The sequence below is a fragment of the Pseudorhodobacter sp. MZDSW-24AT genome (assembly GCF_002794355.1).
In the GTDB taxonomy this organism is placed as follows: domain Bacteria; phylum Pseudomonadota; class Alphaproteobacteria; order Rhodobacterales; family Rhodobacteraceae; genus Pseudotabrizicola.
On the sequence record NZ_PGOI01000002.1, the window covers coordinates 168,814 to 180,828 of the forward strand.

At 63.1% G+C, this 12,015-nt stretch carries 8 protein-coding genes; all 8 read left to right on the forward strand.

The window, feature by feature from the left end; all coding sequences use genetic code 11:
* Positions 1-311: 311 nt before the first annotated feature.
* Positions 312-1,388 carry a recombinase RecA gene (gene recA / locus CUR21_RS02480; protein WP_100195436.1) on the forward strand — a complete coding sequence of 359 codons (1,077 nt, stop codon included), beginning with the start codon at positions 312-314 and terminating at the stop codon, positions 1,386-1,388.
* Between the two features lie 163 nt (positions 1,389-1,551).
* Positions 1,552-4,206: an alanine--tRNA ligase gene (alaS, locus tag CUR21_RS02485; protein ID WP_100195437.1), complete on the forward strand. Its 2,655-nt coding sequence runs from the start codon at positions 1,552-1,554 to the stop codon at positions 4,204-4,206.
* Between the two features lie 4 nt (positions 4,207-4,210).
* Positions 4,211-4,501: a DUF1330 domain-containing protein gene (locus CUR21_RS02490; RefSeq protein WP_100195438.1), complete on the forward strand. Its 291-nt coding sequence runs from the start codon at positions 4,211-4,213 to the stop codon at positions 4,499-4,501.
* Positions 4,502-4,630: 129 nt separating this feature from the next.
* Complete coding sequence (locus tag CUR21_RS02495) at positions 4,631-5,425, forward strand: class II glutamine amidotransferase (protein WP_100195439.1); 795 nt, start codon at positions 4,631-4,633, stop codon at positions 5,423-5,425.
* A 44-nt stretch (positions 5,426-5,469) separates the two neighbouring features.
* Positions 5,470-7,245 carry an ATP-binding protein gene (locus CUR21_RS02500; RefSeq protein ID WP_100195440.1) on the forward strand — a complete coding sequence of 592 codons (1,776 nt, stop codon included), beginning with the start codon at positions 5,470-5,472 and terminating at the stop codon, positions 7,243-7,245.
* The gene (locus CUR21_RS02505) at positions 7,242-8,594 is read left to right on the forward strand and encodes a sigma-54 dependent transcriptional regulator (protein ID WP_100195441.1); all 1,353 of its coding nucleotides are present in this window, start codon (positions 7,242-7,244) and stop codon (positions 8,592-8,594) included. The genes CUR21_RS02500 and CUR21_RS02505 overlap by 4 nt, the downstream gene beginning before the upstream one ends.
* A 187-nt stretch (positions 8,595-8,781) precedes the next feature.
* A complete protein-coding gene (locus CUR21_RS02510) occupies positions 8,782-9,750 on the forward strand; it encodes a TAXI family TRAP transporter solute-binding subunit (protein WP_100195442.1) in 969 nt (322 codons plus the stop codon).
* A gap of 82 nt (positions 9,751-9,832) precedes the next feature.
* Positions 9,833-11,992, forward strand: a complete 2,160-nt coding sequence (locus tag CUR21_RS02515) for a TRAP transporter permease (RefSeq protein WP_100195443.1) — start codon at positions 9,833-9,835, stop codon at positions 11,990-11,992.
* The last annotated feature ends 23 nt before the right edge of the window (positions 11,993-12,015 follow it).

Below are 12,015 nucleotides of genomic sequence, written 5' to 3' on the forward strand. Positions count from 1 at the left end.
CCCGCGCCACACGGCTGTCCATGAGCGCGGGCGCGCGCCCTCTCAACACGGCCCCGCCTTGTCAAAGCATTGTCTTGATCGCGGCAGTGCCAATCATGGTGCCGCATCGCCAAGCGCATCACACCTTCTTTCCGCATCTCGCGGAGGATTTTCCACCCCCGTAAACAATCGCTTAACCAAACTGTGAAAATGCTGATTTTACCAGAATTTGGTTGTAATGTTCTGCATTTGATCTCATATGGATGAGAACACTACGCGAACACCGGCAATGATTGCCGTCATGCTGTGGCTGTGAAATAAGGAGCGGGATAATGGTGGTGGCGAACCTCCTCGATTTGAACGGGAAGCGCGAAATGGACAAGTCGAAGGCGCTGGAAAGCGCTCTGGCACAGATCGAACGGCAGTTCGGCAAAGGCTCGATCATGAAGTTGGGGGCGAACAGCCCCGCCATGGATATCGAAGCGACATCAACCGGCTCGCTTGGCCTTGATATCGCGCTTGGCATTGGCGGCCTGCCCAAGGGCCGCATCATCGAGATTTACGGCCCCGAATCCTCGGGCAAGACCACATTGACTTTGCATGTGGTGGCGGAAGAGCAAAAGAAGGGCGGCGTGTGCGCCTTTGTCGATGCCGAACATGCGCTGGATCCGCAATATGCCAAGAAACTGGGCGTCAATCTGGATGAGCTGCTGATCAGCCAGCCTGACACAGGCGAACAGGCGCTGGAAATCGTCGATACGCTGGTGCGCTCGGGCGCGGTCAGCCTCGTGATCGTCGATTCGGTGGCAGCACTGACGCCGAAATCCGAAATTGAAGGCGATATGGGCGATATGCAGATGGGCGCTCAGGCCCGCCTCATGAGCCAAGCCATGCGCAAGCTGACCGCAAGCATCGGGCGCAGCAACTGCATGGTGATCTTCATCAACCAGATCCGCATGAAGATCGGCGTCATGTTTGGAAGCCCCGAAACCACCACCGGGGGCAATGCGCTGAAATTCTACGCCTCCGTCCGGCTCGACATCCGTCGTATCGGCGCGATCAAGGAGAAGGATGACGTGGTGGGGAACTCTACCCGCGTCAAGGTCGTCAAGAACAAGGTGGCGCCGCCGTTCAAACAGGTGGAATTCGATATCATGTATGGCGCCGGCATTTCCAAAACCGGCGAATTGATCGATTTGGGGGTCAAGGCCGGTGTGGTTGAAAAATCGGGCAGCTGGTATTCCTACGGGGATGAGCGGATCGGCCAAGGGCGCGAGAATGCGAAGCTTTTTCTGAAATCCAACCCCACCATCGCGGGGGAGATCGAAGATCGCATCCGCGCCGCCAATGGCCTTGATTTTCACATGGCCGAAGGGGATGCCTCGGATGATGACGTGATGGACGGCTAAGCCTGCCACACAGACCGAAAGGGCCGGGGCATTGCTCCGGCCTTTTTCATGGTGCTTTACCCGCCTTTTTAGGGGCTGGCGCGCCGCCCCCGGTGGACAGGCCCCGCGCGCGGCGCTAGACGGAAAGCCAAACCGATGAACCCCTCAGCCGAAGGGCACCAAAATGGCGTCGCTGAACGATATCCGCTCGACTTACCTCGATTTCTTTGCCCGCAACGGCCACAAGGTTGTGGAAAGCTCGCCGCTTGTCCCGCGCAACGATCCGACGCTGATGTTCGCGAACTCCGGCATGGTGCAGTTCAAGAATCTGTTCACCGGCGTGGAAACCCGCGATTACACCCGCGCCACCACCGCACAGAAATGCGTGCGCGCCGGCGGCAAGCACAATGACTTGGACAATGTCGGCTACACGGCCCGCCACCACACCTTTTTCGAAATGCTGGGCAACTTCAGCTTTGGCGATTATTTCAAGGCCGAAGCCATCGCCTTTGCTTGGGAACTGCTGACCAAGGATTTCGGGCTGAACAAAGACAAGCTTCTCGTCACCGTCTATCACACCGATGACGAAGCCGCCGAGATCTGGAAGAAAGTCGCGGGTTTTGGCGACAGCAAGGTGATCCGCATTCCGACGGATGACAATTTCTGGCGCATGGGGCCGACGGGGCCTTGCGGTCCGTGCACGGAAATCTTCTATGACCACGGCGATCACATCTGGGGCGGCCCTCCGGGCAGCGCCGAAGAAGATGGCGACCGTTTCATCGAGATCTGGAACAACGTGTTCATGCAGAATGAACAGTTCGCCGATGGCTCGATGCGCCCGCTGGACATGCAAAGCATCGACACCGGCATGGGGCTGGAGCGGATCGGCGCGCTGCTCCAAGGCAAGCACGACAATTACGACACCGATCTGATGCGCAGCCTGATCGAGGCAAGCGCCCATGCCACCAGCTCTGATCCCGATGGCCCGGGCAAAACCCATCACCGCGTGATCGCCGACCATTTGCGCTCGACCTCGTTCCTGATCGCCGATGGCGTGATGCCGTCGAACGAAGGCCGCGGCTATGTGCTGCGCCGCATCATGCGCCGCGCCATGCGCCACGCGCATATGCTGGGCAGCCAAGACCCGGTGATGTTCAAGCTGGTCCCGGCGCTTGTGCGTCAGATGGGGGCGGCTTACCCCGAGCTTGCCCGCGCGCAAAGCCTGATCGAGGAAACGCTGAAGCTGGAAGAAACCCGGTTCAAAACCACGCTCGACCGCGGTCTGAAGCTGTTGGACGACGAACTTGGTCGCCTCCCCGAAGGCAGCGACCTGCCGGGGCCGACCGCGTTCAAACTGTATGACACCTACGGCTTCCCGCTGGATCTCACGCAGGATGCCCTGCGCGAACGCGGGCGCGCCGTGGATGTGGGCGGCTTTGATGCCGCGATGGCCGAGCAAAAGGCCAAGGCCCGCGCCGCGTGGTCGGGCACGGGGGAGGCTGCTGACAGCAAGATCTGGTTTGAACTTGCCGAAGAGCATGGTGTCACCGAATTCCTTGGCTATGACACCGAAACCGCCGAAGGCGTGGTCAACGCTCTGGTGCGCGATGGGGCGGCAATCGATGCGGCCAAGGCCGGCGAGTCGGTGCAGATCGTCGTCAACCAAACCCCCTTCTACGCCGAATCCGGTGGTCAGGTCGGCGATACCGGGCTGATCCGCACCTTGACGGGTCTGGCCGAGGTGACGGACACGCGCAAGATCGCCGGGGTGTTCCTGCACATCGCCCGCGTGACCGAAGGCACCCTGTCCAAAGGCCAGCCCGCCAAGCTCGAGGTGGGCCATGCCCGCCGCGCGCAGATCCGGGCCAACCACTCGGCCACGCACCTTCTGCACGAAGCGCTGCGCCGCGCGCTTGGTGATCACGTCGCGCAAAAGGGCAGCCTGAACGCGCCGGACCGTTTGCGCTTTGACTTCAGCCACTCCGTGGGTCTGACCGGCGCCGAGCTTGCGCAGGTCGAGGCCGAGGTGAATGGTTTCGTCCGTCAGAACAGCCCGGTCGACACCCGCATCATGACACCGGATGACGCCCGCGCCATTGGTGCTCAGGCGCTCTTCGGTGAGAAATATGGCGATGAGGTTCGCGTGGTGTCGATGGGCGTGCTTGAAGGCAGCGCCAAGGGAAGTGATGGCAACACCTACAGCCTTGAGCTGTGCGGCGGCACCCATGTGGCGCGCACCGGCGACATTGGTGCCTTTGTGCTTCTGGGCGACAGCGCCTCGAGCGCGGGCGTGCGCCGGATCGAGGCATTGACGGGGCAGGCCGCGCTGGACCATCTGCGCCAGCAAGATGCCCGGCTGGCTGATGTCGCCGCCGTGCTGAAATCCCCGGCGGCAGAGGTGGTGGACCGGGTGAAGGCCCTGTTCGACGAACGCCGCGCCTTGCAGAACGAAGTGGCGCAGTTGCGCCGCGAGGTGGCGATGGGCGGCAAATCTGGTGGCCCCGAGGCCAAAGACATCAACGGCGTCAAGTTCGTGGCGCAGGTGCTGCAAGGTGTCTCGGGCAAGGATCTGCCCGCGCTGATCGACGAGATGAAGACCCGCATCGGCTCGGGCGCGGTGCTGCTCATCGCGGACACCGGGGCCAAGCCTGCGGTGGCGGCGGGGGTAACCGCTGACCTGACAGCCACGCTTTCGGCGGTGGCGCTGGTCAAGGCCGCAGCCGAGGCGCTTGGCGGCAAGGGCGGCGGCGGCCGTCCCGACATGGCGCAAGCGGGCGGGGCCGATATTGCAGGGGCCGAGGCTGCGATTGCCGCCGCCGAAGCCGTGATCAAAGGATAAACCGATGCCGACAGCCTTGTGGATTGCCCATGTCGAAGTGACCGACGCCGACGCCTATGGTCTTTACGCCAAAGGTGCGGGCCCGGCGATCGCGGCGCATGGGGGCGTGTTTCTGGCGCGCGGTGGCCGCTATGTGCAGCTGGAAGGCAATGACCGCGCGCGCAATGTCGTCGCCCGGTTTCCCAGCCTGGAACAGGCGGTCGCCTGCTACAACAGCGCCGAATATCAGGCCGCCTTGGCCCATGCCAAAGGCGCTTCTGTGCGGGATTTGGTCGTTGTTGAGGAAATCGGCTGATCTTTCAGCACAATCTTGCAAAATTTGGACAACGCCGTCAGGACCCTCCTTACGGCGTTGTTTTGTTTCATGCTAATGTCATGAAAACGACTGTTGAGGCAGTACCATGTTCACAACCGGGGCACGCTGATGTGCCGTTGGGCCGCCTATACCGGGGCACCGATCTTCCTTGAGGAAATCGTCAGCCGTCCGGGCCATTCGCTGATCCATCAGTCGCATTGCGCCACGCAATGCCATACCGCCATCAATGCCGATGGCTTTGGCGTCGCATGGTATGGCGAACGGGCGGAGCCGGGGCTGTATCGCGATGTGATGCCGGCGTGGTCTGATCCCAATTTGCGCAGCCTGACCGCGCAGGTGAGATCGGGCCTGTTCCTCGCCCATGTCCGCGCGAGCACCGGCACCGCCACCAGCCGCAACAATTGCCACCCCTTCACATGGGGCCGCTGGTCCTTCATGCACAACGGCCAGATTGGCGGGTATGAGTGTTTCCGCCGGGATGCCGACATGATGATCCCCGATACGCTCTACGCCTGCCGCAAGGGCGCGACGGATTCCGAGGCGCTGTTCCTCATCGCCATTGCCGAAGGGCTGGAGGATGATCCCAAAGGCGCCATGGAGCGCGCGGCCGCCAAATTGATCACACTGTCACGCGCCAAAGGGGCCGCCCCGCATCTGCGTCTGACGGCGGCGCTGTCCGATGGCAAACGCCTTTATGCCATCCGCTACGCCACCGATGACCATGCCCCCACGCTGTATCACCGCTGGTCCGACAGCCGCCAAGGCACTGCTGTGGTGTCAGAGCCGCTGGAATCGGGGGAGTGCGGCTGGGTCGAAGCGCCCCCTTTCAGCTTTTGTACCTTCGAAGGCCGCGAGGTGAAGGTAGAGAGCTTCCACCCCTGTCGCCTTGCAGCGGCGGCCTGACGCGCAGTTGCGCGCAGGGGCGCTTTGGCGCTAAGCTTGCAGGGATGCAGAAGACATCGCCCAAATGGTTGTTTTTTGCGGCCAGTCTGGCCGTTCTGGGCTGCTGTCTTGCAGGTTGGCTGACGTGGCGGCAAAGCCTTGCGCAGTCGCTGGATGAAACCGTCCGCCGGGGCGACAATGTGCTGCAACTGGCCACCACCGCTCTGGAAGGCGCGCTGGACCGGTTTGAACGGCTGCCGCCTTTGATCGCCGAACAGGTGCTGATCACCCGGCTGGCCGCCAACCCTGACAGCCCGGCGCTGATCGCGCAGGTGAATGTCTATCTGCGCCGCATCCAGCAGCTTCTGGGCGCCACCGACATTTACCTGATGAACCCCGAAGGTCTTACGATTGCCGCCTCGAACTTCGACACCGAAACATCCTTCATCGGGGGCAATTTTGCCTTTCGCCCCTATTTCTTTGATGCGCTGACAGGCGCGTCGGGGCAGTTCTACGCGCTTGGCACCACCAGCGGCAAACGCGGCTATTACTTTGGCGCGCCCGTGCGCGCGGCGGGAGGCGATATCGCGGGCGTTCTGGTGTTCAAGATCGACCTCGATGCCATCGAAAGCACCTGGGCGGGCGGCGATTATGCCGTGCTCGTCACCGATCCCGAAGGGGTCACCTTTCTGTCCTCGCGCGCCGACTGGCGCTTTGCCGCGATGCGCCCGCTCAGCCCCGAGGCCGAGGCCAATATCGCCGCCACCCGCCGCTATGCCGGCACGCCGATCGGCCTGTTGCAGATCACCGGCGAAGGCCGTCACCGCAACAGCCCGGTGCTGCGCATCGCAGACGGGCAGGGCGCGCGGGAATATCTGCAACGCGACATGCCGATGGAGCGCGCGGGCTGGGTGGTGCATGTGCTGATCGACACCGCCGCCGCCCGCGCCTCGGCACTGACGCTCGCCTTTGTCGCCATGCTGACCTTCGGGGTGCTGACGATGGTGGGCGCAGTGGTCTGGCAACGCCGCGCCGCCCTGGATGAACGCCTGCAAGTGCAGGCCGAAGCCCGCGCCGATCTGGAACGACGGGTGCAAGAGCGCACCCATGAATTGCGCCAGGCGCAAGCCGATCTCGTGCAGGCAAGCAAGATGGCCGCCCTTGGCCAGATGTCGGCGGCCCTCAGCCACGAATTCAACCAACCGCTGGCCGCCGCCCGCACCTATGCCGACAATGCCGGGGTGCTGATGGATCGCGGTCGCATGGCCGAAGCGCGCGGCAACATTGACCGCATCCTCAGCCTGATCGACCGGCTCACCAGCATCAGCCGCCATTTGCGCAGCTTTGCCCGCACTCCCGGCCAGAAACTGTCCCATGTCACCTTGGCGGAAGTTGTGGAGGCCGCAGTGGAAATCGCAACCCTGCGCATCCGCGCGGCGGATGCCACGTTGTCCATCACGCTGGCTCCGGATCTGCCGCAGGTGGTGGCGGGCCCGGTGCGGCTGCAACAGGTGCTGGTCAATATCCTGACAAATGCGGTCGACGCCGTCGAAGGCTTGGACACCCGCCAGATCACCCTGACCGCCCATCCGGCGGGCGAAGATGTGCTGATCCGCATCGCAGACACCGGCCCCGGCGTGCCCGATGCGCTTGCCTCTCGCATTTTCGATCCGTTCTTCTCGACCAAGGGAGTGGGCAAAGGCCTTGGCTTGGGTCTGTCGATTTCCTACAACATCATCAAAGACTTCGGCGGTGATCTCTCCGTCTCCTCCGGCCCCGGCGCCTGCTTTGTGCTGCGTCTGCGTGCCGCTCCCATTTCCGTGCAAGAGGCCGCTGAATGACTCCGCTGCGTATCCTGCTGGTCGATGACGAACCCGATCTGCGCGCTTCCACCGCGCAGGCGCTTGATCTGGCAGGCTTTGCGGTTCAGGATTACGCCGCGCCCGAACGCATCATGGATCTGGTGAGCTTCGGCTTTCCCGGCGTGGTGCTGACAGATATCCGCATGCCTGGAATGGACGGGCTGACGCTGATGAACCGCATCCACGAAATCGACCGCGAGATCCCGGTGATCCTGATCACCGGGCATGGCGATGTGCAACTGGCGGTGCGCGCCATGCGCGAAGGCGCCTACGACTTTGTCGAAAAACCGTTTTCCGCCAGCCAATTGGCCGAAATCGTGGCCCGGGCCTCGGATTACCGGCGGTTGGTGCTGGAAAACCGTGTCCTGAAGGCGGCGGCGGGGCAGGTGGATGATATGGAACAGCGGCTCATCGGCCGCTCCACGGTGATGATCGACCTGCGCCGCCGCATCCGCACCCTTGGCCCGACCGAGGCCGATGTGCTCATCGTCGGCGAAACCGGCGCAGGCAAGGAGGTGGTGGCCCGCGCGCTCCACGATATGTCGCCGCGCGCGCGCAAACCCTTTGTCGCCATCGACTGCGCCGCCATCCCCGCCGCGCTGATCGAGTCTGAGTTGTTCGGTCACGAGGCCGGGGCCTTTGCCGGGGCGCTGCGCCCGCGCTATGGCAAGTTCGAACATGCGCGCGGCGGCACCATCCTTCTCGATGACATCGCCTCGATGCCGCTCGACATGCAAGGCAAGCTGGTCCGCGTGATCGAAGACCGCACCGTAACGCGGCTCGGCTCAAACGAGGCGCTGCCCCTTGACGTGCGCTTCATGGCAACGGCCCGCGTCCCACTCGAGGCCGAGGTCGAGGCGGGGCGTTTTCGGGCGGATCTTCTGTATCGTCTCAACGTCGTCACGCTTCAGGTGCCGCCGCTCTCGGCGCGGCGCGAGGATATCCCGCTTCTGTTCCTGCGGCTGTTGTCCGAAGCCGCCAGCCGCCATCGCTCTGATCCAGCCCCGGCGCCCCCTGCGCTCATCGCACAGCTTGCCGCGCGCGATTGGCCCGGCAATGTCCGCGAATTGCGCAACGCCGCCGATCGCTATGCGCTGGGTCTGGGCGAAGGGGCGCAAACGGTGGATGACGCGCCGTCGAAACTCGCCGAGCGCGTGGCCGAGTTTGAAAAGCGGGAGATCGAGGCCGCGCTCGCCGCCCATCGCGGCAACCTGAAGCCCGTCTATGAATCACTCGGCCTGTCGCGCAAGACGCTGTGGGAAAAGATGCAGAAACACGGGCTCGACAAGGCGCAGTTCGGTGCGCAAAGCGATGCCGAGGCAGAATAGGCCACAAAATCCCCCCATCCTTTTGCCGCGATGTTACGAAATCCACCCATCGCGCGCCTGCCACTGCCACTTGATTGCGCAAACGGCGCAAAACACGGTTGAGTGAACCGGCTGCTTCCCGCTTTCTGCGCTCAGCACGGCCCTGCGCAGGAGGCGCTGGCCAGTGTCGCACTTTTGGGAGGACTGCATGTTCATCAAATCACTCGCCGCAGTCGCGGCGGTCAGCCTTGTTGCCACCAGCGCCATGGCTCAGGACAAAAGCGATTGGCCGTCGGAAATCACCATCGGCACCGCATCGCAGGGCGGCACCTATTTCGTCTATGGCAACGGCTTTGCCGGTTACATGTCCGAAGCCCTTGGCGTGAACGCCACCGGCGAAGTCACCGGCGGCCCGGTGCAGAACGTGACGCTGGTGGAAACCGGCGATCACCTGATGGGCCTTGTCACCATGGGCCCGGCCTATGACGCGTGGAACGGCAAGTCCGAACTGGCCCCGGGGCTGGAGCATAAATCGATCCGCGCGCTGTTCCCGATGTATCAGACCCCGTTCCAGGTTGTGGTGCTGCGCTCGTCGGGCATCACCTCGGTGTCGGATCTGAACGGCAAGCGCGTCTCGGTCGGTCCTGCGGGCGGCACGCCCGGCACCTATTGGCCGCAGTTCATGTCGGCTGTCGGTGTCAACGCCACCGTGTCCTATGCCGGTGCTGCCGATGCGGCGGGCCAGCTTTCCGATGGCCTGATCGACGCTTTCGCCTTCGCGGCTGGCGTGCCGATCTCGGCCTTTGCAGAACTCGCCGCTCAGCAGGATGTGGTGATGTTCGGCCTGACCGAGGAAGAAAGCGCCAAGGTTCTGGAAGCTTTCCCGGCCATGGCCCCGTTCAACATCGCCGCAGGCACCTATGCCGGGCATGATTACGACCAGCCCACCGTTGCGCTGTGGAACTTTGCCATCGCGCATGCCGACATGCCAGACAGCCTCGCCTATGAGGTGACCAAACTGGCGCTCGAAAACAACGACCGCATGGTGCAGATCCACGCCACCGCTTCCGAAACGATGATCGAGAACTGGGACAAGAACAGCTTCATGCCGTTCCACCCGGGCGCGGTGAAATACTATGAGGAAAAGGGAATCACCCTTCCCGATACCCTGAAGTAAGACGCGCCAAAACGTGCGTTGCGGGCGTCCGGCCACAATCGGACGCCCTTTTTGATAAAACCGTCATCAGGGACACCAGATCATGACCGCTCCCAGCCCGGATGCCCCCCGGCAAGACCTTGCCTCGGGCGTCGACAATGAGATTTTCGCGGCCAATCAACGCAAACCGATCGGGTCGCTCGGCCTGTTCCTCGCCGTGCTTTGCGTGGCCTATACCGCCTTCCACATCGGGGTGATGAACCTCTATCCGCTGGAAACCTGGACCTATCGTCTGCTGCATGTCGGCGGCGGGCTGGTGATCGGCTTCCTGCTGTTTTCCTCGCTGACCTTTGCCGAAGAAGAGGCCAACCCGCGCGCGGGCCGGGCCTTGATGCTCGCTCCGGCCGCACTTCTGGTGGGCATCGCCTGTGTGCAGGTGCTGTGGTTCTGGATCAGCGGCACCGGCGTGGATCAGGCCGCACAGGCCACCGCCGCGCGCTGGAGCTTTGGGGTGCCGCTGCTGATCGGCACGGTCTGGGCCATTCTGGTGGCCTGGCTCATGCCAGACCCGCGCCGGGGGCGTCTGGATCTGGCCGATGTCATTCTGGCCTTCGCCGCCATCGCGGTCACCGCCTATATCATCTTCCATGCGCCGCTCTTGCGCCTGCGCGGCGGCACCGCGCTTGCCAAGGAAGCCGATATGTTCGCGGCGCTGGTGGGCGTGATCCTCATCCTTGAACTCACACGCCGCATGGCGGGGCTTGCGCTGGTCATCATCGCGGGCATCTTCGTGGTCTACAGCTTTGTCGGCCCATGGCTGCCGGGGATCCTCTATCACCGCGGCTATTCGCTGACGCGGTTCTTCACCTATATCTTCACCGACCAAGGCATCCTTGGGCCGACGACGGCGATTTCCTCGACCTATATCATCCTCTTCGTGGCGTTTGCCGCCTTCCTTCAGGCCAGCCGCGTGGGCGAGTATTTCGTGAACTTCGCCTTTGCCGCTGCGGGCGACCGCCGGGGCGGGCCTGCCAAAGTGGCGGTCTTCGGATCGGGCCTGATGGGCATGATCAACGGAACGTCCGCGGGCAACGTGGTGGCCACGGGCTCGCTGACCATCCCTCTAATGAAAAAGGTGGGCTACAAGCCGCAAACCGCCGCCGCGGTCGAGGCGGCGGCTTCCTCGGGCGGCCAGATCCTGCCGCCGATCATGGGGGCAGGCGCCTTCATCATGTCGGAAATCACCGGCATCGCCTATTCCGATATCGTGGTGGCTGCCATCATCCCGGCGCTGCTGTATTTCGTCAGCGTGTATTTCAACGTCGATCTGGCGGCGCAGAAATACAACATGAAGGGCCTCTCGCGCGAAGAGCTGCCGCAATTCTCGAAACTCGCCCGGCAGATCTACCTGTTCATCCCGATCATCATTCTGATCGGCGCGCTGTTCATGGGCTATTCCGTGATCCGCGCAGGCACGCTCGCCATGGCCGCCGCCGCCGTGGTGTCCTGGCTCACACCCTACCGCATGGGCGTGAAGGAAATCCTGTTCGCGCTGGAAATCTCGACCAAGATGACCCTGCAACTGGTGGCTGTTTGTGCCGCTGCCGGCATCATCGTGGGCGTGATCGCGCTGACCGGGCTTGGCACCCGTTTCTCCAGCCTGCTCTTGGGTCTGGCGGAAAACAACCAGATGGTGGCGCTGTTCTTTGCCATGATCGTTTCCATCGTGCTGGGCATGGGAATGCCCACCACAGCGGCCTATGCGGTGGCGGCATCGGTGATTGCACCGGGGCTGATCAGCATGGGCATCGACACGCTGACCGCGCACTTCTTCATCTTCTACTTCGCGGTGATGTCGGCGATCACGCCGCCAGTGGCGCTTGCCGCTTATGCAGGTGCTGCGATTGCGCGGTCCGACCCGATGCGCACGTCGGTCGAGTCCTTCAAGATGGGGCTCGCGGCCTTTGTGGTGCCGTTCATGTTCTTCTCCTCGCCCGCGCTGTTGATGCAAGGCGAATGGCTGGAGATCCTCCATGTGGTGGCCGGGGCGCTTCTGGGCGTGTTCCTGCTGTCCTCGGCGGTGCAAGGCTGGTTCTTTGGCCATCTGCACATGGTGCTGCGCATCGTTCTGGCGGCGGCGGCGGTGGCGATGATCGACTCGGGGCTTCTGACCGATGCCATCGGGATCGGCACCGCGCTTGGCGTCTGGGCCATCCAGAAGCGGCTGGTCAAACCGGGCGCGGTCGCGCGCGGGGCAGACTAAGCCTGCACCACGGGCGGCCCCGT

Excerpts from the sequence above, each read along its gene's own strand:
- recA (WP_100195436.1), top strand. The coding sequence starts at position 312 with ATGGTGGTGGCGAACCTCCTCGATTTGAACGGGAAGCGCGAAATGGAC.
- alaS (WP_100195437.1), top strand. The coding sequence starts at position 1,552 with ATGGCGTCGCTGAACGATATCCGCTCGACTTACCTCGATTTCTTTGCC.
- CUR21_RS02490 (WP_100195438.1), top strand. The coding sequence starts at position 4,211 with ATGCCGACAGCCTTGTGGATTGCCCATGTCGAAGTGACCGACGCCGAC.
- CUR21_RS02495 (WP_100195439.1), top strand. The coding sequence starts at position 4,631 with ATGTGCCGTTGGGCCGCCTATACCGGGGCACCGATCTTCCTTGAGGAA.
- CUR21_RS02500 (WP_100195440.1), top strand. The coding sequence starts at position 5,470 with ATGCAGAAGACATCGCCCAAATGGTTGTTTTTTGCGGCCAGTCTGGCC.
- CUR21_RS02505 (WP_100195441.1), top strand. The coding sequence starts at position 7,242 with ATGACTCCGCTGCGTATCCTGCTGGTCGATGACGAACCCGATCTGCGC.
- CUR21_RS02510 (WP_100195442.1), top strand. The coding sequence starts at position 8,782 with ATGTTCATCAAATCACTCGCCGCAGTCGCGGCGGTCAGCCTTGTTGCC.
- CUR21_RS02515 (WP_100195443.1), top strand. The coding sequence starts at position 9,833 with ATGACCGCTCCCAGCCCGGATGCCCCCCGGCAAGACCTTGCCTCGGGC.